This is a genomic window from Lysinibacillus sp. JNUCC 51, assembly GCF_015999525.1.
GTDB classification, from domain to species: Bacteria; Bacillota; Bacilli; order Bacillales_A; family Planococcaceae; genus Lysinibacillus; species Lysinibacillus xylanilyticus.
The window spans coordinates 24,089-46,527 of the sequence record NZ_CP065545.1; the positions used below are offsets into that span (position 1 = coordinate 24,089).

The window sequence follows — 22,439 nt, forward strand, 5'->3', positions numbered from 1 at the left end:
CCGATGTTATGTAGTCGATATCATAATTGCATATGTGCTAAAGGGATTCTTGTGATGTTAGATGAAAGAACCTTTCACTTTGACTACGATATCAGATTTAAGCTTATCATTTTCACGGAATCATGCGAAAAGTAACCAAAGAGATTACCGGAAAAGAATATTTTGCCTACTCCAGTTGATTATTGTATCGATACTCCTTTTACACTAGCTTTAACTGTTTTAAAGCATAATCTGTTGTCATTGTAATGTTTTCTGGTATTTCATCTATTGAAAACCACTTAACTTCCTCTAAAGCATGCGGCTCTCTATTTTGTACTTCCCCATTCGTAATACGAGCAGCGAAAGTAGGTGCAACATAATGAATATCTTCTGAATGAATAATATGATTGGTCACACATACTAATTGTATTATTTCGATATCCACACCAAGCTCTTCCTTAATTTCTCGTATAATTGCGTTTTCTATTGTCTCCATATAGTCTACCTTGCCACCAGGTAAGCTCCAACAGCCGGCTTCAGGCGCTTTTTTGCGTAAAACGAGTAAAATCTTGTTGGACTTATCTAGGATAACTGCTCCTACTCCAACCTTAGGTAATTTCTCTTTTTCCATTTTTATTCCTTCCTCTACTAGAATACTTTTAATATTTGTTCATTATTATATACGAATTCATCCTCATTCGGGATCACTTTTATCAGTGAGGCTTTTTATCTTTATTACAATAATTAATATTGTTTTAGCAGATTGTCAGCATTCTTTTTTCTATGCACAATAAAAATGCGCAGAAGAATGTCTACTTCAAGTATTTATTCATAGATCTCACAGTCAAGAATAGTGTGGCTTTATTAAGGAACACTAAATTGAGGAGATGTAGCTTATGAAAAATCACATTATTTTACTTCTTACACTTTTTCTTGTTGTTTTTATTAGCGTTGCAGAAGCAAAAAATGAAGAATATGAAATTGTTTCAAAATTAAGCAATGATAAAATAACTTTGTATGCAAAGAAAATAGGAAGCCTATACCGAGATTTCAAACTGCACTTCAAAGGGGAATCTTACTTTAGACCTTATTGGATGAACGTTACCAACCCAGCATATGCCCCGCAAATATATTATGAAGACATCAATAAAGATAGGGAGAAAGAGTTAATCATTATCTTAACAAGGGGGTATGGTACTGGTGTGTTAGATGAAGAGGTTCATGTATATAGACATACTAATGGATTAATTGACGTTCTTGTCGATAATCCTATTGCCATTATTTACAAAAGCGTAAAAACTAGTTTAACGAATAATTCAGCCGAAATTAGATTGTCTGACAAAGTGTATAAAATTGATATATCCCCTTTAGAAATACAACCTGCAAACTTATTTGATGATATCGCCTTTGGAGGTTCTATTCATTATGAAGTACAAGACAATCAACTTGTTGTAAGGGTAAGTGGTCAAATATCTCCTGCCAGTTTTGTCGGTGAAATTGTTATTGTTTATGAATATCGTGACAAAATGTATCAAGCAAAATCCATTGAATTCCAGCCATACAACTAATTCAAATAATACTGGTCCTTTGATGTTGCTCAATCTGAAATATAGAGAAACCTTAATCATATACATTTATGTCTATATCATTTATTGGAACCAAATATTAGTCCTCAAAATCTATTTCCTTTAAAAATTTATATAAAGACATACAAAAAAATGAAAGTCCTACCAATAGCAGAATTCCACCAAATATGAAATTTGATAAAATGTACCCTTTCATTATTACTAGGAAACTATCTGAATCCATGCTTCCACCCATTGATGTACTTAAGTACTCATTTGCTGAATCCACACCATTTTCAACACCATTTATTAATATTAAAAATCCAATTACGCTTAGGACAAATGTAAATATTACAAATCCATACTTTTTTATATTCTTCATAATTTCATCCCCTTTCTCTTTTATTTCATCGTTTTAGCAATTAAAACCAAGACAGCAATTAAACAGTCTTGGTCTTGGCGACTCATGATGATTTAATGCTTTATTAAAGAAAAAATATTAGTGTCAAACGGAACACCATTTTGGTGCATATAATTTTTTAATATCCCTTCTTTTTCAAAGCCCAATTTTGTTAATAGCTTGTTTGAAGCTTCATTTTCAGTAAAAACAATAGCTCCAATACGCATTAAATCCATCTCTTGAAAGCCAAATGATACTACTCTATTAACGGCCTCCTTGGCATACCCTTTGCCCCAGATCTCGGGAAAAAGTGCGTAGCTAATGTCAGCTCTTTTATGCTCAGTAGACCACTCTTGAAAACCAATCGTACCAATAATACCTTCTTGCCCTTTTAATGCAATTCCCCATTTAATACCACGTTTTTCATCATAATTCTTTGAAAAATTTTTAATTATTTGTTTAACCTGCTCTATACTTGTTAATTGATTCTGACCATAATGGCGTAACACATCAGCATTAGAAAAGCAATTTAAAACATCTTGGGCGTCATGTTCAGTAAGTTCTCTTAACACTAATCGTTCAGTCTCTAAAATGGGAATCATCTTCTTCACTCCACTTCCATATAAGTTATAGGTTAGATTTTATATAAAAAGAGTGAGAGTTGCATTACTATTTTGAAAATTTTTACAATAGATGTATTTAAGAAATTCGATGGCAGAATATTGACCAGCTTGAATGGCGCATAATACTCTTGGCATTTTTGAAAATCAAGTGCATCATTTGTTTCATTCAAGTAAATGCTGGTTCTTAAGCAATAGCACGTGTGTGCAACTGCTTCACGCTGTGATGTTTTTTGAATGAATCCCGGAAATACACCAGAAAGCCCATAATTTCAACAATTGAGGGAATTGGCCCTAACTTCTTTGCTCTATACTACATAGTATAAAGTTAAAAAGGATTTGATCATAAGTTTAGTTTGAATATCCCTTTAGTAGCTTTAACCATTGAAAATAAACGATAAATTTTGTTAACCTTGCTTTGTAATAACAGTTGAACACCATTTCCGTTCTTCGCAATGAGCTTAGCCGTAAATAAAAAATGGAAGGACAATAAGGGATATGGTGTGCAATGCTCAAGCTTTTAAAAAAATAAAAACCTTTTCTTTCTACAACTGATAGGCTAGAAATTTTAAAGGAGGGAAAATGTTTGAGTTGTTCAAGTTATGGATCGGGCACGAGTCTTGCCCTTGCAATTGTATTATTTGTTCTTTTGATTATTGCCGGCCTTGGACTATTTTATTTATTAAGAACTTTAGTATGGAGCAGTGTGTAGTATTGCATAATATTCCAAAAGTTATATTAAAGAATGAGCTAATTGACGCTATATTTGGCTTCACTCCAGGGCTTGCGTGTATGAATATACTCATAACGGAAGTCCTTTTTTTAATTATTTCATATTTGGGAAGTCTTTAGTCAAAATATGTATACCATTAAAAGAACTTTTTGACTTTATTATTCATATCAGTTTTCAAAATAATAAGACCAGGATTAATAAGTACCTGGTCATTTTTTCGTTGCTCAATATGAAGTTGTTCACTTCCCTATTTTCATAGAAAAATAGTTCGATGAAACTGTTGATGTAACACTGTATTTCCTTCTTGAGGCACCCCAACATCATTAATTCCCCATGTATTCAAGATAACAGGGTCATTTGGAACTACAGGATCACTTGGAAAGATTGGATCACCTGGGGTTTTAACAAGTACTTCATAACATGGATCACCGGGTTGCCAGGCATTTTGCGGAGTTGCATGAACGACAAGAAGTTTTTTAGCTGGAATTGTAAAAGTAAGAGGAGTTGCCGGTCCATAAAAAGGGGAAGGCTGAGATTCTCCACATAAGAATGCCTCTTTTGGCATCTCTTCTTGGGCACAATTTTGCCAATCTAAGACGGATACTGTCACTGTTTGAGGTACATCTGATTTATTTAAAAGAGTGACAACGATAGTTTCTGTAGTTGGATTTCTCCATATTGCTCCTGTCGTAAAATTGCTTGGAACTGAAGGTTGAACTGAATTAATTTGACTAATAGGGCATGAAGATACTTTATTTAAGCGAAGTATCTTGTTGTGACAATCACAATCACAATCACAATTGCAGGAAGAGTTCATCATCGCATTACCTCATTTCAATCAATTGATAATAATACTAAGATATGATGAATGATTCATACGGTTTAGGTTTTTTTATACAGAAAAAAGGAACAATTTATCAAAAACTTGTCCCCAAAAAGTATCTTTTAATAATCAATTTATCTTTCTAATTATTATTTTCCTATACATCCCATTTAGCATGATAGGTGTATCTTCTTCAACTACTATATTTTCAGGTACTATTTCCTCGAAGCTCCGACCAATATCAGTTCCTAATAAGTTAATAATGGGTCTTAGCAACCTTTTAGGTAAGGCCAGTTTTTTGTTTTTAGGGACAAATTTATCAAATACTATTATTTTTCCTTCCGGCTTTAAAACCCTTGTCATCTCTTGAAAACATTTAGTTGCATCAGGAACTACCGAAAGGATTAAACTAGCAACGATATAATCAAACGATTCATTTTCAAATGCCATTTTTTGAGCATCCATTTCTAAAAATGTTATTGTGGAATGTTCAAACTTCTTTCTTGCTTTTTCGAGCATATCAGGTGAATAATCAATAGCCGTAATATTTAGGTCATTGTGATTAATTAACTCTAAATCAGCTCCCGTACCAACACCTACAAACAGGAACTTTTGTTGATTATTGAATGGTATGGATTGAAATATTTGTTTTCGAGCATTCAAAAAAATTCCCGAATTAAAGAACTTATCGTAAATCGGAGAACCTATCTTATATATAATTTTATTCCAAGAATTATTCATTACTACACCCCCCATAAAACAAAAAAGACCAGGTACTCATTATTATAAAATGAGTCCTAGTCATTAGCTATCACTATTTCTTATCCGCGACCAGCTTGGAATTCAGGATATAAAGTCATTCCACCATCCGCAAATAAAGTAATGCCGGTTACATAACTAGCTTGCGATGATGCAAGCCATACTGCGACTGCAGCAATTTCCTCTGGTTTTCCGATATACCCCATCGGAACCATGCTTTCTACATCTGCACGTTTTGCTGGATCTGCAAACTTTTCTGCATTTATAGGTGTATTGATCGCTCCAGGTCCGATGTTATTGACACGAATTCCTTTTGGGGCATATTCTAACGCTAAAGTTTCAGTCATTAATTTAATGCCCCCTTTACTAGCGGCATAATGTACGAACAAAGGCCAAGGAATTTTCTCATGAACACTGGACATATTGATTACAGTACCTTTAATATCGTTCTCCACAAAGTATTTAATCGCTTCTCGACTTCCTAAAAACGCACCCGTTAAATTTGTATTGATGACTCTATTCCAATCACTTAACGGCATTTCATGAGAAGCTACTGGATTTTCTATTCCTGCGTTATTAATCATGACATCGAGAGTTCCGAACTCTTTTATCGCTGTTTGAACGAGATTAATGACATCCGCTTCAACTGTAACATCGCCCTTTACAGCAATAGCCTCCCCACCGGCTTTTTTAACTTCTTCAACGACAGCATTTACATCCGCTTCATTTGAACGGTAATTAATAACTACTTTCGCTTTTTCTGCTGCGAAGCGAATACCCATCGCTTTACCTAATCCCGTTGCAGCACCTGTAATCACAACAACTTTTCCTTCTAAATCTGGATACATAAAATGCCCTCCTTTTTATCTTTTCGCAATCCCTAGCATAATGCCAGCAGCAACTATAAATACAATCCCTATGATAATTCCAATGAATTGCTTTCTTGTTTTCTTCTCACCTAATATAAAAATTCCGCCTAAAGTGGAGATGATGATCCCCATTTGGGAAAGAGAAAAACTTGTTGCGACCCCTACACGTGGTTGAGATATGAATAAAAACATATTTCCGGCCGCCCAGATTAAACCTGGGATAATATTACGAAACGCATATTTATTAAACGGTTTATGCTTAAAGGTTAGTAAAACCCCACCTATTACCATCCCGATTGCTTGTGGTAATAAAGCAGACCATCCACTTACATTAAATAAACGTACTACCACCACATATACTAAATATCCAAATGTTGAAACAAGTAAAATTAATATCCCTTTTTTCAAATTGCTTCCGTGATCTTCTTTTTTCTCCTCTGGATTTGGAAGAGATGTAAGAACGATCCCTACAATAATACTTATAAGTGCAAGAACACCTAAAATAACCGACATTGTTGTCGACCATTCATGGAACACAATTACACCAAATAAAGTTGTGGACACTAATTGTAACCCTGTCGAAATAGGCATTGTTTTAGAAACACCCATTAAATCAATACTTTTCAATTGGTTTACTTGTCCTAATGCCCAAAAGAGACCTGATACAATTCCGACTCCAAACACTAATGGTGTTAACTCAGGCTTTACAAAAAAATAAATACCTATTGAGAAAATAAGTGCACCAAATGTAGTCCCAAGTACTTGACTATAGGGTCCACCACCGAGCTTGACGTTAAATAATACTATACTTCCCCAAAAGAGAGCTGGTAATAATGCAAGGATAATATCCATTTTTTTCACCTCTCTAAATGCTTTATTTTTGATTCTGATTACTGTTACTTGAAACAAAACATCCATAATACTTTTTTATGATGTACCAAGGTAAAATTTTTATACTTTAATTTAGAAACACGATTTAAGTTGGTTTATTTTGTAATGTAAAACCTTAATGAAATCACAAATGTTGGTTGGGTTAAAAAATCTCTACGAACAGGTGAAGAAACTGTGGCAGGTTATAAGTATAAAAATTGTGGAGGGTACTTATTCAAATATGCCGAGGAATCTCGGTGTATTTTTTTATGGGGCAAATTTGGAGAAAACTTAAATTGTCTACTCTAGTGAAATATTATAACTATTAAGAAAACTGTGTACAGTAATTACAATAAATGGTATAATTATTATTGTAAGATAGATAAATAACTTACAACTACTTGTTTTATATCGGAGGAAATGAACATGATTGAGGAATATTTGAATGAGTGTACTTACAATTATAAAGTATATTCAAAAGTTACTAAGAACAACGCAACATATGCATTGGTAACTGAATTTACTCCAACAGGAGAAGAAAGCGATGTCTACCTTCTTATTTAAATAGATGGAAAAATATACAATCAGTAAAAAGAAGACCTGGTGTTATTGTTGGAGTAGTTAATATAATCGCAGAGATTGATGTTACTGTCGCAAAAATAACAAGTCAAGAACCAAGAAATGAATATGATATTTTTATTGAAAATTGGGAAGAAATCGGTTTGAATAAACCCTCTGTTGTGAGATGTACAAAATTATCAACGTTTAGTAAAGAAGATTTAATTTTTAGAGCAGCAGTTCTTGATGAAGTAACTATTCAAAAAATATCTCAAACACTAGTTAAATACTTTACATAAGAGCTCTAATTTTTTTAGGTTTTTTGTTTTCAGAATAATCAAAAATATATTAACGAGTAGATTAAAATTAAAAAAAGATGAAGCCTGTATAATACAGACATCATCTTCTTCGAATTTATCAATATTGAACTTTAGTCATAAACCAACCTAAAATTAATAAAAGAAATACCACCAATACAACCGACAGTATTATTTTCTTCATATCGTTTACCTCTTCAAAATCTTATTTTGTTAATCTTAGATGTTAATATTCTGTCCAAGGGATCGCCCAGTCGGAACGTCCAGAATCAACTTTAAAGGATCTCTTGCCAGGCTTGGCTTTTACATACATATCCACGCTTGCCGAAAGAGCCCCTAGAGAACCAGTAGAACTGAGAGTCCAACTATACCCACCATATGCCCAACCACCAGAAACGTACTTGTTTGTATAGCCGTTCTCGGTAGTCCAAACCAATGGATTATTATTATTATAACTTTTTTCAATATCATAAACTTGTAATGCATTCGTTCCATCAGATTGGTAGACTAGACCAGCTCTGTATTCAGCTACCTCAAGTCCTAAAATAGTGAAGACACAACGTGCCTTACCTGTCGTCTCTCTATAAGTAGTCAACGGCATTATAGAAGAGTCTCCAATACTTTCATTATCATCGGAATTTTCAGAAATCATTTTAACTTCAATTTCTTTTCTATTGTTTAATTCAAATACAGTGTCTTCATTTAAATTTTCTTGAGCTAATGCAAAAGCGTCAAAGAAATTCTCTGGCTTTAGAGCTTCTACAAAAAGCTCTTGATCTTCTTTAGATAAAGATAAAAATTGTTCTAAGAGTTCAGCTCTATCTGGGCTGTTTCTTAAATACTCAATGTAATTTTCTACTGTAGAGATAGAATTAGAATTTCCTAAATCTAATTCATTCGCTTGTGCATTTGGAACGGTAAAGGAAATTAAACCTAAAAACAGAATCAGAGACAGGGGCAACTTTAATAATCTTTTAATCACATGATCTACATCCCTACTTAATTTAGTTTTTTATTCCAAATTAATCATACCAATACAAAAGTAAGTAGTAAATAACTCCAATTTAAAATTTATTAATGGTAAATAGATTTAAATGAGATCGGTAATATAGAAGAATGAAGTCAATCTCTCTTTTATAGTCCAAATTCTTTGGCCAAAATCTCAACATCTTTATTTGGTAAGTAGGATTGAGTAGTTGAAATATCACTATGATTTGCGAGCGTTTTCAAAACATTCAATTCTAACTTGTCTTTGCCGAGTTCCTTCAAAACATAATGAGTCCCGTTTTCATAATTGGTTAATGAGCTATGTCTGAAGCTATGAGGGTTAAATTCAATTAGTTCTCCAGTCTCTCTTAATAATATTTTTCGGAAACTCAAGCATCAATTATAAAGAGTTTGATATTGTGCTGCTCTACGGTCTTCTCCTTTACCAACAATCCATAAAGAATCAATATCATCATTACCACGTTGATCAAAATATAACTTTGTAATCTCTTTTGAACGAGAGAATCTTCTGTCTTATAAATAGTCCAAGTTCTATTATATAATTTGGAGGCGAAATCTACTAATGAGAAAAGCAGGAAGTAAAGCCAGAACTCAGGTGGCCAAAAAAGCTCGTCAGCTAGTTAAAAAGATTCAGGTATGTATCACAAGAAATAGAAAAGAGGTAAGGTCTTCATCGGTAGAGATGGAGAATTCGTTGTTCGAGTTTTTATCTCATCACCTCATGTGCACCTTCTTGAATATGGCCATAGAATTATTTCTCCGTCAGGAGAAGAAACAGGTTTTTCAAAAGGTAGATACCCACTCGATAAAGGGATAAAAGAATTCGAGCAATCTAATTTGTACGAAGCTGAAGTTGTTAAGTGGTTAGATAAACTTCTGAAGGATGGAAAATTATGATTACTTTCAAACAAATAAAGAAAGCTATTAACAAATCACTAATTAAAAATTTTGATGTTCCAGTTAATAGTCAAGACATTGCCCTGCACTTTCATAACGCAAAATAACCAAGATTGCATTAAGCTATCTTGGTCCTCAATATTTTTAAGTCACTTTTTTATAATTTTTATTCATTACTAAGGCAATCAACTCTATAATAGTAGTCATCCCATCATAATATAAATTAAGCTATTATTTAGCTTACACACCGCCTTGAATTGTTACTAATTAAGGGTCACTTCCATACGGTGGCCCTTTTTTATTGTTAAATTTTTTCGAGTTTTAATTCTAAAGGACTTTTTGTTGGATAAATACCTCCACTATTTTCTATAAAGGTACATATTATAGTTGTAGAAAGGAGGAATTCTGTATGGGATGCTTCGGAAACTATGGCAATTACAACAATTGTTGCTACGGAGGTTATAGCTATGGAGGTGGCAATAACGGTTCAACATTTGTTCTAATTGTTGTTCTGTTCATTCTTTTAATTATTGTCGGTGCTACTTTCATAAGTTACTAATTACACCAGTTCATTCAAGGTCACTTTCACAAAGTGACCTTTTTAAGATGAGATAAAGCTCCGCCCTTTAGAGTATGAATTTGCTAAACGATCCAGCCTCAATCAATTATACCCTTTCACGAAATAAGTCAAAATTTCACTAGTGCCAACAATAATTTATTCTTTACAATTATCGTATTTTATCCAAACGTATCGCGGGCACTAGCTTCAGGCTATTAATAAATTACACTCAATACCTCGCCTTGATGCTCATTTAGGGACAACTAAGTTATTCTCCCCTCCAAAAATGATAAGTTAAGTATCACTTTCCTCCGCTGACAATGTACAATAGTCTCACTTCAGGAAATTGTAAATTTAATTAGTCACCTTTTTCACACTTAAAACATTCCATCTGTTTCTAGCTAAAATAATTTTTTTTAGGAACTAAAACGACAGACTCTTTATTGTTGTTTATTTTATATAGTCAAATTAGTAATAGCGTGGGTTCGGATAGTGGTGGTGGTGGTGGTGCGGATGGCGATGATGTGATGGATATGTTGTATGTGTTGGGTAATAATGCATTGGGTAGTAATGATGCATTGGATAATGATGGCTCGGATAATAATGAGTTGGAGAAACCGGGTAATATGGATGTCTCCCACCATGTTGTCCCCCATAATTATCATGTCCGTAATCGTATCGCATATCTTTTCCTCCTTTCGATTTCGATATAGGTTATGCTATAAAAGGATTAACAGTCTACGCAGATGCCTATTTGCTAGTCAAATTGCCTCCACTACCCACCTACAAACAAAAGATCAATCACCATTCTTACTTATTTTTCAAAACTAAATACCATTAATTGAGCTTGTTTTTTATCTACAATAAATGTTTTCTATAATGTAAATGGACTGTAGAGTTAATAAAAGAAAAAAGATACAGCTCGCTTTTGTAGACATAAAAAATAAGCTGTTTATATGACAATACGATAGCCCACAATCATTCAACCTATCACATCGAATCTACCAACCTAGCATTTTTTTCATGAAGAACCAAATAATACCTTACCTATGTTATAATTCTGTTGAGTAGAAATTAAAATTAGGCACAATTAAGGAGCGAAATTCATGATCGATAAAAAATGTAAAAGATGTGGAAAAACCCAATTTACAGAGGCTACAGATTACATACCTATAAAACCAAGTAAAGGTTCATTTAAAGGGGCAAACAAGATCTACACATTTTGCTTAGATTGCGGTGAAGTTGACTCAATTCGTATAGAAAACACAACTATTTTTAACAAATAGGCTTTTAAAAATAGTGCGATAATGGCCAACATATAAAAAAACAAATTCGATTGTGAAGATTGAGTATTTGATTTCGTAAAGGGGAGATTTTAATGAGTATCGTTATCAAAAGAACCAATGAAACTGACGCTCCTATTCTTTTAGAAATACAGAAAGAAGCATTTGAAGATGATTTAAAAAAGTATGAAGACCACGATACAAGTCCAGTAAATGAACCGATTGAGCGATTACTTCGAAAAATCGAACTCTTCATACACTATACCATATGGCACAATAATGTGATTATTGGTGGTATAGATGTGCGTGATTTAAAAGATAATAAATATCGATTAAACAGAATATTTATTTCAAAAAAATATCAAAACAAAGGGCTTGGTAGCCAGATAATGAAATTGGTAGAAGAAGAATTTCCTTCAGCAGTTGAATGGGTTTTAGATACACCACATTTAAATATTAGAAATCATCACTTCTACGAAAAATTTGGCTATAAGAAAATCGGTCAACATCAAGTAAATGAAAAGCTTATTTTATTTGATTATACAAAAAAGATACTGTAAAGTCCGATTATGAAAAAATAGTAAATACGCTATTAATTTTTTTAAGCAACGGGTTTATGTTAATGAGAGCGAATAACTAAAAAATGGATTACTCATCACAGAGCAATCCATTTTTAATTGTAAATCCGCATTTCCTAATGCTACTATTATATTACTCAACTAATTCAACAGTAAGTGTAGTAATTACCATTGGTGCTGTATATTGGACTGTTCCATCATAACCGACTTTTACCTTATCACCAACCTTAAATGTTTCGTCAGGATTCTTCGCTAGATTTACATAAATAATTCCGTAAACCGCATCATTTTCAGCTTCAGTTACATAAACAAAAGCTCCCCGATCATTAATCAACTCTTCAATCACACCTACAAACGTTGCTTTAACTTCACTTTTACACATAAACAATAAACTACAGCATATAAGAACTGTAAATAGCAAACTAAATGCCTTTTTCAATATTATCCCCCTAAATCTTTTGTTTCTCCTTATAATTAATAATATCTCAATCTGCAAAATAATTCCTATTTAATGTTAAATCACTAAATTATTTTCCTAAATGTTGTTTTATTTTCATCCTCCATTAACCGACATTTTTGGTTGGTTATTTCATATTTTATGCACGGCATTTAGAGCAAACGGAAAGGAACTGGACGTGCACCGTTAGCTCTTTTTCCACAGAATATGAAATAACAAATACAAAAAAACCACCCATTTCTGAGCGGTCTACTGTAATCTGATTTAATTTGTACCCATTGTTTTGATTCACGTTTGTTTAATTCTATTAGGAATTTTAAATCCTAAAGCTATAGCTGCACCTATACAGCTAGATAGACATCCTATTATCAAATAAATTGAAAGTGGTGATTCACCAATTAGTACAGAGGCTATTCCTCCAATTACCGGAAATAAAGCTACCATGTACCCGCTTTTGGCAGCACCTATTCTTTCAACAAGCTTTAAATAAAATAGCCATGCTAGGAAAGATGCTATTAATGTTAAATACAGTAAAGCAGATATGTATGTTATTGATGTAGGAATTATGATCTTTTGTCCCTGTAAAAATACAATTATTGACATTAAAATACTTCCTACAGTAAAACCAATTGCATTCGAATAGATAGGGTCAATCTTTACTCTGGCATTTCTTGCAGAACTTACATCACCAATTGCTGTAAGGACTGTACCTAAAAGAGCAACCATAATGCCTTTTAGAACATCTGTGCTAGAAAAATTACTTAATGAAGGATAAATGAGAACACAAACTCCAAACACTCCTAGAAGTCCTCCAAACAAAACACGAGGATGTAGTTGCTCTTTTAAGAAAATACGAAGAGCTAACGGCGTCAGTATCACTTTTAATGAAAAGATTAATGTTACAATTGCTGCTGAGCTTAATATTGTTGCGTAATATAGGCATAAATAACTTAAAGCAAAGTTACATACACCAAACACAATGATAAAGGGTATATCTTTCCTTGTAGGGATCCCTTTTGGCTTAATAAACAATACTAGGGAAATAAATAAAAATGCAGTAATAACTAGCCGATAAGTCAAAGATAATTCTAAGCTTACTGGCGTTCCTTGAATTTTTACTGCAATAAAATTAAGCCCCCAAACTATTAAACAAAATACATACATTAGATTAGTCACTTATTTACTATACCTTCTGTCGTTCTTTAATTAACGAAATATCTAGAGAGAATATCCAACAGTTATAGGAAAGAATTATCTTCTCTTGAAATTATCGCCTAATATATAGTATCATCGTATCTCAAGTTTGTAAAAAGGTTTTTCCCTAACCTACTTAGCTGCTAACTCATTAGCGTCTGCTAGTGGAAGTAGTCCAAGCAAACTAAGAACAGCTTATGACAAAGGACAACGCGGTTATGTGGTATCTGTTTATGCAAACGGTGTTAAACCAAGTTTGTCGAAGATTGCTTATGTATATTATACAGATCAAGCACTTAGGTTTGTAGAATGTAATTCATTCATATATTAGCTTTTTTACTAACAATATAGCCCAGGCACTCAATTTAATTTTAAACCCGGGCTTTTCTAAATTACGCAATATTATGATAATATAAATTTAGGAGGGATAACATGAAAAAAATTGCTATTTTAGTACTGATTTGTTCTTTGCTAGGTATTATTATTAGAATTTATGATATCGTGAAATTGGGAAATACAATAGTCTCTAATAATAATATTGATTTAATTATTCTTTGTATAATAGTAACCTTTAGTTTGGTGCTCAGTTTAAAACTTGATCCAAAGAAATGAATCCGATTATAGTTTCACAGTACATTAATTTTAAAAATTTTGTCTACATTGAAGTGTTTGACATAGAACATAACCACACGACTTGTTACACTTTGTATAGATTGGTTCCATGTTACTCATTACCTTTCGTTTTAAGTTTCCTAATCTTAATTCAGTTTTCGAATCTGATTTTGGAATTTGTAAAGTACAATCTAAAACTTTTTCAAGGTCGTCGTTTTCTAATTGTGTTGGTAATTCATCTTCTAAGAAGCTATCAACTATTTTCTCTACTGTACTTGGTCCAATCTGATTCATTTCATTTGGTGTTGTATTGCCCGCCCTATCGTTTGCCATTGCGTCAATTTTGCTTACTGTTTCTTATACGCAAAAGGTCTTTGGTCGGTTGCTTTTATTCTTAATGTTTTAGACTAACTATAAACGTTGATTTATCAACTACTCTTGATTTGCTGCTTCTAAAACTACAATAATCATATCATTGAACGTAGTTTGACGTTTTTCTGCTGTTGTTACTTCACCAGGTAGAATTGGTCACTCACTGTTAAGAAAAGTGCTTTACACAAGTCCTATCTTATTAATCTATAGCACCGGGTTAGCCATCCATAAATTACATTTATCACTGTGAATCAAGGTATTTACGTTCTTTCAGATTAATTCCCCTACTCCAATATTTACGCTAACAGGCTTGTTAAGATTCTAGGAGCTCGTTACTCATTTCTGGTAACTACTTTCTACCCGACACACATTTACCATTTTTATTCCAACTTCAACTTTGATATGCTATGATTCTTTACAGATAGAATTTTTCATATAAAAAGAACAGAAATATGGTTAAATGCAGGAGGAAACATGAATTATATTAAATCTTTACGCCAATATGTTGGAACAAGTCCTATTATTGCACCAGGTTCAGCAATCATTGTTTTAAACGAAAAGAATGAAATACTATTGCAATTACGTTCAGATACAGGTGATTGGGGGCTTCCAGGCGGCGGAATGGAAATAGGAGATAGTTTTGAAGAAACTGCTCAAAAGGAGTTGTATGAGGAAACAGGGTTAATTGCCCAAGAATTGAAATTGGTTGGATTAGCATCAGGGAAAGAGTTATATTACAAATTTCCACATGGGGATGAAATTTATAATGCGACGGCAATTTTTAAAGCAACTGCTGTTAAAGGCATTCTTAAACAAAATGAGGAAAGTAAAGATTTGAAATATTTCCCTATAGAAAAACTTCCAGATTTAAATTATACCACACTGAAACTACTAGAAAATGTTGGTTATATTTCAACTAATTAGATACAGCGGGCTATTATCACCTTTCGTTATCCTAAACAAAAAGTTTCACAGTCTCTATAAATGGCTCTGTGAACTGCTAATTCAACTTAGCTCCTATTGAATTACATCAGCCGTAAAATCAGAAAAACGATTGCAATGAACGCAACCGTTTTCTAAGTTCAATTATTTTTGCTTTGATTCGAATGATTCATATCTTTGAATAAACGCTGATATTTGAGAACGAGTTAAAATTTGGTCAGGGTTATAGCCACCGATTGATGTAGCTGTAGTAATCCCATTATCAATGAAAAATTGAATAGCTTCGTTTTCACTTACTGTTTTCCCATAGTGGTAAGATGCCATCAGTTGTGCCAATTTACCACGTCTAATGCCTTTATCCGCTAGAGTTTTAGAAGCTGTAGATTCTTCATTTGCTAGTACAGGCATTTTGTACTTTTTCGCCATGTTGTATAAACCACTTTTGTTCCAAGACGATGTGTTTTTTACACTTGCTAATTCATCTTTTTGAGCGTAACGGAAGAAGATTGTAAGGAAGTGAGCTTCTGTTAATTGTGTGTTCGGTTGTAACTGTGTTTCATATTTCTTTGTTTTTGGGTTCCATACGTTACCGTAACCACTAATTAACCCTCGGTCGATTGCCCAAATCATATCATCTCTCCACCAAGCTGTAGTGCTGAAGTCTGCAAACTTTTTAGCGTAAGCTGAGTAGTCCTTTGTAGTGGTAACTGGAGGTGTTGGTGTTGAAGCTGAGTAGTTTAAATAACTTGATGCTACATACCCCTTTGTCCCGTCACTTCTTTTCACAGGATACCAAACAAAATGGTTTTTCTTCGTTGATACTTCTTCATATTCAAAAGGACCCGTAATGGTAACAATTTCGCCTTCACGTAAAGTACCCATAGAAGGACTATCCGTAGTAGGTCTTGTCCGTAATGTTACATTAGTTGTTGCACTAACTTTTTGATTTGTTTCAAAAAAATACTTTGATTTGTTTAATGGTAAATCAAAATCATAGTTCATCGATGAAAATTTAATATTTTCCTTGCCGTTAGAGTCATATTGAAAATGTTCGCGTGAAAAAGGCAGCTCTGTTAAGTCTATTAATTCTAATTTCTTAATAATTTGGAGAATTCTTTCTTGATAGGCATCTGTATTTCTTTTACCAGTTGATTGGACAATTGGACTATTTACTGGCTTAGTACCGTTATAAGCCATGATAGCGAAGTACCAATGTTCCAGTACATCTCTTTCCCCACCGTTGATGCTAGGTAAATCCTTCCGCTTAAACATTTTATCTAGAGTCTCTACACCAGCTTGAATATTATAGACAATATCGCTTTTTAGTCTATCTTGATTGTAACCAGCTTGATTTGTAATTTGCATAATGCCAATTCCATTATCAGCTGTCACAATCGCTTTACCATTCACATCGAAATGACGCCAATTTCCACTTTCACCTTCTGCTATTGCCTTCACAATTTCAGGAGGAACATCATAATTCAGTGCTGTTTCGGTTAACAAACAGTTCATTGTGGAAAAATCAGGGTTTCCTTTCGATGCCGAATCATAATTACATGTATTTGCAATATTATTAGCTAATACTTTATTATCTATATTTATAGATAAAGAGAGAGTACCTATGGCAATAACACTAATCAATGGTTTCAATATCTTTTTCATATCTGATTATTACACTTCCTTTCATATTTTCTAAAGTTAAAAGATACAGATATATGTTATCACAAACCCATTATTTGGGATAGAGGAAATATCTAATGTTTCTTTCTTTTAACAGGATTGAGTGATAAATGATAGTCCTAACATATATTGTTTATTATTGATTCGGTGAAAGGGTTATAAATAGTGATTGTTGGATTTTTACCTTTTTGCGAAATATGTAAGCTTCCTATGTAGCCAAAGAACAAAAGGAACAAGCGAGTCAATTATTCGACTTACTATAAATAAAAAATACCCAACAAGCTCCGATATTTTCGGTCACTCATTGAGTATTTTTTATGCTAATTATTTGTTTGGCACTTTGAAATTTCTTCCAAACTACAAGCCCTTACTACACTTAGTCTTGAATTGCTGCTTCTAAAGCTACAACGATCATATCGTTGAATCATGTGTACTTTTTATAACAACACGATACTTCAATAACGTTGATTTAACAACGTTTTATGCTTTAGTAATTGCATCATACAGTGATTAACTTTTTTTGAAGTTATCCGAATTTACGATATTGGTCGCCTTTTGGTCGCCTAAAGTCGCCTCTTTTCTTTTATATATAACGAAAAAGACCACCCATCACGGAGTGGTCTTATTGTTATCTAAATTTCATTTATTTCGGAAATTTCATTTGGATTAATAAAATGCCCTTCTTTCAAAAGTAAAATCGATTCTGATGGCGACCCTTCGATTAATCTACAAAACAGGAGTTCTATTAACCTAAGAACAACTTCTTCTTCAACAGTTTCAAACGTACATAAATCCACTTTTTCTAAAAGCACATTGGCTTTGATTAAGTAAGCCTTATTATTTTCCTCTAACCAATCGCTTAGCAAATCAGGAGCTTTAAACGCATTATATAAATTATTTAAAAACTCTGGGTATAAATGTATACAACTGTAGCGCTCTAAAGATTTAAATTCTCTAAAGCCCCAAACTATTTGATCTTTATAAAGCTTAAAAATAAGATGGCCCTCTGGTCGATTTTCATTCTCGAACCTACTGTAAAATTTATAATCAGGGATATAATTAATTACATTATCGTTATGTTTAATGATGTTATTGGAAATATCAATTTCTATGCCATGCTCATTTATAAATCTTTTAAATTGTGTATTTTCTGTACATACATATTGTAAATCTCTTAAACCATGTTCAAGAATTTCCTTGCACTCATTATTATTAGTTGTTACATGATAAAAAGATATTGTAATATCACTTATACTTATCTCTGGAATAACAAAATTAAATTGTTCATTCAAAAAGTTAAATGTAATGCGCTCTCTATCATAAAAATCTTTTTCATTATATTTATCTATAAAATTATCAATCTCTTCTTTCGAAATTCCTAAAATTCCAACTAAATTATTGTATAGATTTTCAGTATCCATAAAGTCAATGTGAATCTCCAAAATTACATTCTCACCTTTCAAATTCTTTTTCTCTAATAATACACTATAATGTAATCATTTAGAAAATGATACTATGCCTAACATTCAAGCCAATTGTCTATAGCTGGCCTCTTATTTATTGATTGTGGAAGACCTTCACGCTCATTTAACCAATTATAGAAAGGGACAGGACGCTCTCTATGCACTTTGTTCTCTACATTTAATGATTTATTCGACTTATTACTTAATCGTTCTACAGCCTTGTTATATGCCCCTACGAATACGGCTCTTAATGTACTAGAAACCGTCAGTACACCCTCTTTTATATCCATAGCAATTTTGAATAGAATGTTCTTAGCTTTTATAAATTCATCCACAGAATTTACTTGTGAAGCTAGTACACATTTATGTAATTCAGCTTTTAAGTTATCTGCTAGTGGCAAACTATTCATGAAATCAAATAGCATCACCTGGTACTCATTCATGTACGCTTTTTTCTTTTCAGCTTGCAAAGCCAATTCATTTTCTAAATCACATAAATTATTATTTACTTGTTTAGAACTTAAAAGATTAAAAGAATTAAATGCTTGATTCTCTGATTGTGGAGGACAAACCGTGTCATTACTAGCTTCATCGGCTGTCTCTCGTTGGGACACGCTCGATGGGACATAAGGTAATATGCGATAAATATTAGCCCCTTTGATGCCGTTTAATTTAGTGCTTTGTATCTTCTCAATGATGCCTAACTCAACCAATTTCTTTACGCTACGATAAACAGTCTTTGTCCTGATCTCCAATGAGGCAGCAATTGTACTTGCTTTCAAATGACACACTCCCGGATACTCTAAGCTGTGAGAAGCAAGCTTAAAAACGATGGCACGTTCTGATTCTGTTAAATCATAATAGTGAACCGCCATATGGTCCTCCAAACTCTTATCCATATCCTCTATTGATTCAAATGTTTTGTAAGTTGCTAAATATTCGAATGCCATCGTTTTCACCTCGCTTTCATTTCTATAACTTCTACTTAAATGCCCTACGTAGATTCTCGCGCATCTGTTTTACTTCCAATTCTGTTAACAACCGATGATATTTCATAATCCACTTCAATCGATTTTGATACTTATGGACATCCTTTATTGCATCATGTTGTTTCATCTTCATTTGGATGTACTCTTGACGTTGTTGGATGTTTTTCAATTTGTTCACCTACCTTTTATTTAAAAACTCAATCAAGAGCACTCAATGAATGCTCCCTGTTCAGCTTTTAAGCGTTCCTATTCAAATACTCTTCATATGACATTCTTGTAATGCGATATGTCTTATTTTGCAGAAGCAATACGTGCAAGTTGTAATTTGAGCTATATCCTTTCATTTGTCCTTCATCCCAAATTACATGTGAATCAGTTCCGTGAATACCTACAATTTGACCAACACTTTCAACTTCCTTTGTTGTGTTTCCGATGTACTCTACCTTTGCATATAAATAATTCATACTTTTCGATTCCGCATTTCGGTATTTAATTTCACAATTCAGTTATTAATTACGATTTAATTCTTTAAATACATAATATATTTACGAATTTCGGAAGTCAAATAAAAATTGCGTAATTGAATGAAGTATTTTATAATTAAGATACGAATAAACACAACATGGTGGTGAATAGAATATTGAAAACTGTCAAACTAAGATTGAGGGTATTACTTGCAGAACGTGAGTGGGAACAGAAGGATCTAGCGGAGCGTACTACACTTTCAGCTCGTACTATCAGCGAGCTGTATAACAACAAAACTAAAAGTTATACAAAACACGCAATTGATGAACTAGTAAACGCATTTGGGATAACGGACATGAACGAATTAATGATGATAGTAGATGAGGAAACAGATAACTAAATAAGGTTGTCTGTTTTTTTATATGTACTTTTTACTCAAAATTACCCAGAATGGTAATATAAAGGGAGGATTTATAAATGAAGAAAAAATTAATTTTTAGTGCAGCATTAGTATTAAGTTTAGGTTTGGCAGGTTGTGGAACAGATTCATCAAAGGAAAATAAACCTAAAGAGGAAACAAAAACAACTGCTACTTCTGATAAAACAACAGAAAAGAAAGATGTTACACTTTATGATTCTACAACTGGAGATGTAGTAGAAAATGATTTTGCTGGAACATATACAATTACCAATTTATACGCAGCACCATCTGAAAAATACAAAAGTGCTGATGTTGAATTTACTATCGATGGAATGAAAACAGCTAAATTAGTTGCACGTGATCCAGAAATGATTGAAACTGAAGCTGAAACAAACGTCCTCATTTTATCGATAACAGGAGAAAATTTATCTGATGATACTGTAAGTTTTCATCCAAATACAGCGAAAATGACTACTGATACAAAACGTCAAATTGAAGCGAATGTCATGATTTCTCCTTTTGAATCTGAATTTATTGGAAAGGTAATTCAAAAAGGTGAAGTAATCTTCGATTTAGGAAAAGAAGGTTTAGAAGGCGTAAAAGAATTGAAATTTGTATTTGATCCAACTTCTAAAGATGCTAGAAAAATTGGAGAAGAAGTAACTGTCGTTGTACCAGTAAATAAAAAATAGGTCACTCAAACGAGTGGCTTTTTATTATTAAAAATAACCGATTTTTATCATGGTAAATAAGTCTTTTATTGTTTAAAGTTGTTTTCGTAGGTTTTTTTTAGAAATTCCTATATATAATTATAAAGGAGGATACATAAGTGAGTAAGTTATTGAAAAAAGGTTTTATTTATCTAGCATTTATCTTAGTAGCACTGGTTAGTATAAGTATTGAGAATGCATCTGCAGCAGAAGTTGTGGATTATGAAGAAGGGGTAACTAATTTAAATAATACTCTAGAAAATAGTGCCAAAAGATCTGATGTTCTTAAAAAACCTGAAATTGGTTGGAAGAGATATGATGACTCCCTTACAAGTATTCAATATTTAGGATCTGGGTGGTCTATAACCGACTCTTCTACTTATTACAAAGGCAAGAGACATGCTTCATCCTCTTCTAAGAAAGATGATACTATCAAATTTGTTTTTAGTGGGACGAAGATAAGGCTTATTGCTCAATTTTATCCTGGTTATTCAAACGACATAAGAATATTAATTGATGGAAATGAAGAAAGCTTCTCATTAGTAGCCCCATCGAATGGCCCAGTAATCGTTTACGAAAAAACAGGTTTATCTGAAGGCATACATGATGTAGAAATTAAAAAAAATGCCAAGGGCTCATGGGAAAACGACTTATATCTTGACGCAATTGATGTTGATGGAAAATTATTAGCTCCAGATGAAATTCCGAATGTTGAAACAATATCATTAGATAGAAATGTATTAGAACTTCTAGAAGGTAGCCAAGATAAATTAATAGCAACGGTTACTCCAGATACTGCAAAAGTAATTTGGTCTTCTAGTGATGAAAGTATTGCCACTGTAGATCAAGATGGTAATGTAACGGCTCTTCACGAAGGTGAAGCAATAATTACTGCAAAAATAGAAAACACAGATATTGCTGCCACTAGTACAGTAATTGTTAAAAAATCAAGTAATGAAGCTTCAAATGCTATTTTAAGCATTACACTAGTAAATGGTATAACAAAAGAATACGATGTAACTAATAAAGTATTAAATGACTATTTGAAATGGTTTGATAGTGCACAAGGTACTTCAACATTCAAATTCACAAAAACTATTTCACCTTATAAAAAGGTAACTGAATATATCGTACATGATAAGATTGCTTCATTTGAAGTAAGAGAATACTAAACACAAAAAGACCAGGTACTCACTTTTTAATTGAGCGCCTGGTTATTTATTTTGGTGACTAATTAATAAATTTTCTACTTGTGTTTTAAGAGCCATATTAGCATATCGCAGAACAATATCATTCCCCGCTGTTGCTACATTTAC

General features: G+C 32.9%; 27 protein-coding genes and 1 pseudogene. 11 read left to right on the top strand and 17 right to left on the bottom strand.

The genetic code is table 11. The features are described 5' to 3' along the window. Positions 1-199: 199 nt before the first annotated feature. A complete protein-coding gene (locus JNUCC51_RS00125) occupies positions 200-610 on the bottom strand; it encodes an NUDIX domain-containing protein (RefSeq protein ID WP_337990259.1) in 411 nt (136 codons plus the stop codon). Positions 611-875: 265 nt separating this feature from the next. On the opposite strand from JNUCC51_RS00125, the gene JNUCC51_RS00130 reads away from it, so the two are divergent. After that, positions 876-1,547, top strand: coding sequence for a hypothetical protein (locus JNUCC51_RS00130; protein ID WP_337990260.1), 672 nt, complete (start codon positions 876-878; stop codon positions 1,545-1,547). 97 nt (positions 1,548-1,644) lie between these two features. On the opposite strand, the gene JNUCC51_RS00135 is transcribed toward JNUCC51_RS00130, so the two are convergent. From JNUCC51_RS00135 to JNUCC51_RS00160, 6 genes are all read right to left on the bottom strand, one after another. Next, positions 1,645-1,926, bottom strand: a complete 282-nt coding sequence (locus JNUCC51_RS00135) for a hypothetical protein (protein WP_337990261.1) — start codon at positions 1,924-1,926, stop codon at positions 1,645-1,647. Between the two features lie 92 nt (positions 1,927-2,018). Beyond that, positions 2,019-2,546: a GNAT family N-acetyltransferase gene (locus JNUCC51_RS00140; protein ID WP_337990262.1), complete on the bottom strand. Its 528-nt coding sequence runs from the start codon at positions 2,544-2,546 to the stop codon at positions 2,019-2,021. Positions 2,547-3,550: 1,004 nt separating this feature from the next. Further along, complete coding sequence (locus tag JNUCC51_RS00145; protein ID WP_337990263.1) at positions 3,551-4,117, bottom strand: hypothetical protein; 567 nt, start codon at positions 4,115-4,117, stop codon at positions 3,551-3,553. A gap of 132 nt (positions 4,118-4,249) precedes the next feature. Next, a complete protein-coding gene (locus JNUCC51_RS00150) occupies positions 4,250-4,861 on the bottom strand; it encodes a class I SAM-dependent methyltransferase (RefSeq protein ID WP_337990264.1) in 612 nt (203 codons plus the stop codon). An 80-nt stretch (positions 4,862-4,941) separates the two neighbouring features. Then, entirely contained in the window at positions 4,942-5,727 is a 786-nt protein-coding gene (gdh, locus tag JNUCC51_RS00155; RefSeq protein WP_337990265.1) for a glucose 1-dehydrogenase, read from the bottom strand. A gap of 15 nt (positions 5,728-5,742) precedes the next feature. After that, complete coding sequence (locus tag JNUCC51_RS00160) at positions 5,743-6,600, bottom strand: RhaT/GlcU family sugar-proton symporter (RefSeq protein WP_337990266.1); 858 nt, start codon at positions 6,598-6,600, stop codon at positions 5,743-5,745. Positions 6,601-7,256: 656 nt separating this feature from the next. On the opposite strand from JNUCC51_RS00160, the gene JNUCC51_RS24735 reads away from it, so the two are divergent. Continuing rightward, the gene (locus JNUCC51_RS24735) at positions 7,257-7,475 is read left to right on the top strand and encodes a type II toxin-antitoxin system PemK/MazF family toxin (protein WP_443137022.1); all 219 of its coding nucleotides are present in this window, start codon (positions 7,257-7,259) and stop codon (positions 7,473-7,475) included. Between the two features lie 244 nt (positions 7,476-7,719). Here JNUCC51_RS24735 and JNUCC51_RS00165 read toward each other — a convergent pair whose 3' ends face one another. Continuing rightward, a complete protein-coding gene (locus tag JNUCC51_RS00165; protein ID WP_337990267.1) occupies positions 7,720-8,475 on the bottom strand; it encodes a hypothetical protein in 756 nt (251 codons plus the stop codon). A 588-nt stretch (positions 8,476-9,063) separates the two neighbouring features. On the opposite strand from JNUCC51_RS00165, the gene JNUCC51_RS00170 reads away from it, so the two are divergent. Both JNUCC51_RS00170 and JNUCC51_RS00175 read left to right on the top strand, forming a co-directional pair. Continuing rightward, positions 9,064-9,318: a hypothetical protein gene (locus tag JNUCC51_RS00170; RefSeq protein ID WP_337990268.1), complete on the top strand. Its 255-nt coding sequence runs from the start codon at positions 9,064-9,066 to the stop codon at positions 9,316-9,318. 489 nt (positions 9,319-9,807) lie between these two features. Then, entirely contained in the window at positions 9,808-9,957 is a 150-nt protein-coding gene (locus tag JNUCC51_RS00175; protein WP_100541994.1) for a YjcZ family sporulation protein, read from the top strand. Positions 9,958-10,425: 468 nt separating this feature from the next. Here JNUCC51_RS00175 and JNUCC51_RS00180 read toward each other — a convergent pair whose 3' ends face one another. Then, positions 10,426-10,641: a hypothetical protein gene (locus JNUCC51_RS00180; RefSeq protein WP_337990269.1), complete on the bottom strand. Its 216-nt coding sequence runs from the start codon at positions 10,639-10,641 to the stop codon at positions 10,426-10,428. 422 nt (positions 10,642-11,063) lie between these two features. Here JNUCC51_RS00180 and JNUCC51_RS00185 point away from each other — a divergent pair, with 422 nt between their 5' ends. Then, on the top strand, positions 11,064-11,243 hold the full coding sequence (locus tag JNUCC51_RS00185; RefSeq protein WP_049665479.1) for a hypothetical protein: 180 nt from the start codon (positions 11,064-11,066) through the stop codon (positions 11,241-11,243). 92 nt (positions 11,244-11,335) lie between these two features. Next, positions 11,336-11,800, top strand: coding sequence for a GNAT family N-acetyltransferase (locus JNUCC51_RS00190; RefSeq protein WP_337990270.1), 465 nt, complete (start codon positions 11,336-11,338; stop codon positions 11,798-11,800). Positions 11,801-11,951: 151 nt separating this feature from the next. Here JNUCC51_RS00190 and JNUCC51_RS00195 read toward each other — a convergent pair whose 3' ends face one another. Both JNUCC51_RS00195 and JNUCC51_RS00200 read right to left on the bottom strand, forming a co-directional pair. Next, positions 11,952-12,257: a hypothetical protein gene (locus JNUCC51_RS00195; RefSeq protein WP_337990271.1), complete on the bottom strand. Its 306-nt coding sequence runs from the start codon at positions 12,255-12,257 to the stop codon at positions 11,952-11,954. A 306-nt stretch (positions 12,258-12,563) separates the two neighbouring features. After that, the gene (locus JNUCC51_RS00200; RefSeq protein WP_337990272.1) at positions 12,564-13,451 is read right to left on the bottom strand and encodes a DMT family transporter; all 888 of its coding nucleotides are present in this window, start codon (positions 13,449-13,451) and stop codon (positions 12,564-12,566) included. A gap of 450 nt (positions 13,452-13,901) precedes the next feature. On the opposite strand from JNUCC51_RS00200, the gene JNUCC51_RS00205 reads away from it, so the two are divergent. Continuing rightward, a complete protein-coding gene (locus JNUCC51_RS00205) occupies positions 13,902-14,081 on the top strand; it encodes a hypothetical protein (RefSeq protein ID WP_337990273.1) in 180 nt (59 codons plus the stop codon). A 30-nt stretch (positions 14,082-14,111) separates the two neighbouring features. On the opposite strand, the gene JNUCC51_RS00210 is transcribed toward JNUCC51_RS00205, so the two are convergent. Together JNUCC51_RS00210 and JNUCC51_RS00215 are read right to left on the bottom strand one after the other, a co-directional pair. Then, the gene (locus JNUCC51_RS00210) at positions 14,112-14,414 is read right to left on the bottom strand and encodes a hypothetical protein (protein WP_337990274.1); all 303 of its coding nucleotides are present in this window, start codon (positions 14,412-14,414) and stop codon (positions 14,112-14,114) included. 99 nt (positions 14,415-14,513) lie between these two features. After that, a pseudogene (locus tag JNUCC51_RS00215) lies at positions 14,514-14,606 on the bottom strand (purine-nucleoside phosphorylase); the annotation flags it as partial. 321 nt (positions 14,607-14,927) lie between these two features. On the opposite strand from JNUCC51_RS00215, the gene JNUCC51_RS00220 reads away from it, so the two are divergent. Further along, positions 14,928-15,377 (top strand): NUDIX hydrolase, encoded by a 450-nt coding sequence (locus tag JNUCC51_RS00220; protein WP_337990275.1) that lies wholly within the window; start codon positions 14,928-14,930, stop codon positions 15,375-15,377. Between the two features lie 162 nt (positions 15,378-15,539). Here JNUCC51_RS00220 and JNUCC51_RS00225 read toward each other — a convergent pair whose 3' ends face one another. From JNUCC51_RS00225 to JNUCC51_RS00240, 4 genes are all read right to left on the bottom strand, one after another. After that, positions 15,540-17,057, bottom strand: a complete 1,518-nt coding sequence (locus tag JNUCC51_RS00225; RefSeq protein ID WP_337990276.1) for an SH3 domain-containing protein — start codon at positions 17,055-17,057, stop codon at positions 15,540-15,542. A gap of 650 nt (positions 17,058-17,707) precedes the next feature. Then, positions 17,708-18,538, bottom strand: coding sequence for a hypothetical protein (locus tag JNUCC51_RS00230; RefSeq protein ID WP_337990277.1), 831 nt, complete (start codon positions 18,536-18,538; stop codon positions 17,708-17,710). Between the two features lie 56 nt (positions 18,539-18,594). Continuing rightward, on the bottom strand, positions 18,595-19,488 hold the full coding sequence (locus tag JNUCC51_RS00235) for a helix-turn-helix domain-containing protein (RefSeq protein ID WP_337990278.1): 894 nt from the start codon (positions 19,486-19,488) through the stop codon (positions 18,595-18,597). 31 nt (positions 19,489-19,519) lie between these two features. Continuing rightward, on the bottom strand, positions 19,520-19,696 hold the full coding sequence (locus JNUCC51_RS00240) for a hypothetical protein (protein WP_337990279.1): 177 nt from the start codon (positions 19,694-19,696) through the stop codon (positions 19,520-19,522). Between the two features lie 471 nt (positions 19,697-20,167). Between JNUCC51_RS00240 and JNUCC51_RS00245 the strand changes: the two genes are divergently transcribed. The 3 genes from JNUCC51_RS00245 (at position 20,168) to JNUCC51_RS00255 (ending at position 22,295) form a co-directional block, all read left to right on the top strand. Further along, positions 20,168-20,392 (top strand): helix-turn-helix domain-containing protein, encoded by a 225-nt coding sequence (locus JNUCC51_RS00245; RefSeq protein ID WP_337990280.1) that lies wholly within the window; start codon positions 20,168-20,170, stop codon positions 20,390-20,392. A gap of 77 nt (positions 20,393-20,469) precedes the next feature. Continuing rightward, positions 20,470-21,105 (top strand): hypothetical protein, encoded by a 636-nt coding sequence (locus JNUCC51_RS00250; RefSeq protein ID WP_337990281.1) that lies wholly within the window; start codon positions 20,470-20,472, stop codon positions 21,103-21,105. A gap of 137 nt (positions 21,106-21,242) precedes the next feature. Beyond that, complete coding sequence (locus tag JNUCC51_RS00255) at positions 21,243-22,295, top strand: Ig-like domain-containing protein (protein WP_337990282.1); 1,053 nt, start codon at positions 21,243-21,245, stop codon at positions 22,293-22,295. Positions 22,296-22,439: the final 144 nt, after the last annotated feature.

Bases quoted from the DNA above. Each gene is read 5' to 3' on its own strand.
- JNUCC51_RS00145 (WP_337990263.1), bottom strand. From the start codon at position 4,117: ATGATGAACTCTTCCTGCAATTGTGATTGTGATTGTGATTGTCACAAC.
- JNUCC51_RS00205 (WP_337990273.1), top strand. From the start codon at position 13,902: ATGAAAAAAATTGCTATTTTAGTACTGATTTGTTCTTTGCTAGGTATT.
- JNUCC51_RS00135 (WP_337990261.1), bottom strand. From the start codon at position 1,926: ATGAAGAATATAAAAAAGTATGGATTTGTAATATTTACATTTGTCCTA.
- JNUCC51_RS00160 (WP_337990266.1), bottom strand. From the start codon at position 6,600: ATGGATATTATCCTTGCATTATTACCAGCTCTCTTTTGGGGAAGTATA.
- JNUCC51_RS00210 (WP_337990274.1), bottom strand. From the start codon at position 14,414: ATGGCAAACGATAGGGCGGGCAATACAACACCAAATGAAATGAATCAG.
- JNUCC51_RS00130 (WP_337990260.1), top strand. From the start codon at position 876: ATGAAAAATCACATTATTTTACTTCTTACACTTTTTCTTGTTGTTTTT.
- gdh (WP_337990265.1), bottom strand. From the start codon at position 5,727: ATGTATCCAGATTTAGAAGGAAAAGTTGTTGTGATTACAGGTGCTGCA.
- JNUCC51_RS00180 (WP_337990269.1), bottom strand. From the start codon at position 10,641: ATGCGATACGATTACGGACATGATAATTATGGGGGACAACATGGTGGG.
- JNUCC51_RS00125 (WP_337990259.1), bottom strand. From the start codon at position 610: ATGGAAAAAGAGAAATTACCTAAGGTTGGAGTAGGAGCAGTTATCCTA.
- JNUCC51_RS00175 (WP_100541994.1), top strand. From the start codon at position 9,808: ATGGGATGCTTCGGAAACTATGGCAATTACAACAATTGTTGCTACGGA.
- JNUCC51_RS00185 (WP_049665479.1), top strand. From the start codon at position 11,064: ATGATCGATAAAAAATGTAAAAGATGTGGAAAAACCCAATTTACAGAG.
- JNUCC51_RS00225 (WP_337990276.1), bottom strand. From the start codon at position 17,057: ATGAAAAAGATATTGAAACCATTGATTAGTGTTATTGCCATAGGTACT.
- JNUCC51_RS00140 (WP_337990262.1), bottom strand. From the start codon at position 2,546: ATGATTCCCATTTTAGAGACTGAACGATTAGTGTTAAGAGAACTTACT.
- JNUCC51_RS00220 (WP_337990275.1), top strand. From the start codon at position 14,928: ATGAATTATATTAAATCTTTACGCCAATATGTTGGAACAAGTCCTATT.
- JNUCC51_RS00250 (WP_337990281.1), top strand. From the start codon at position 20,470: ATGAAGAAAAAATTAATTTTTAGTGCAGCATTAGTATTAAGTTTAGGT.
- JNUCC51_RS00235 (WP_337990278.1), bottom strand. From the start codon at position 19,488: ATGGCATTCGAATATTTAGCAACTTACAAAACATTTGAATCAATAGAG.
- JNUCC51_RS00150 (WP_337990264.1), bottom strand. From the start codon at position 4,861: ATGAATAATTCTTGGAATAAAATTATATATAAGATAGGTTCTCCGATT.
- JNUCC51_RS00170 (WP_337990268.1), top strand. From the start codon at position 9,064: ATGAGAAAAGCAGGAAGTAAAGCCAGAACTCAGGTGGCCAAAAAAGCT.
- JNUCC51_RS00190 (WP_337990270.1), top strand. From the start codon at position 11,336: ATGAGTATCGTTATCAAAAGAACCAATGAAACTGACGCTCCTATTCTT.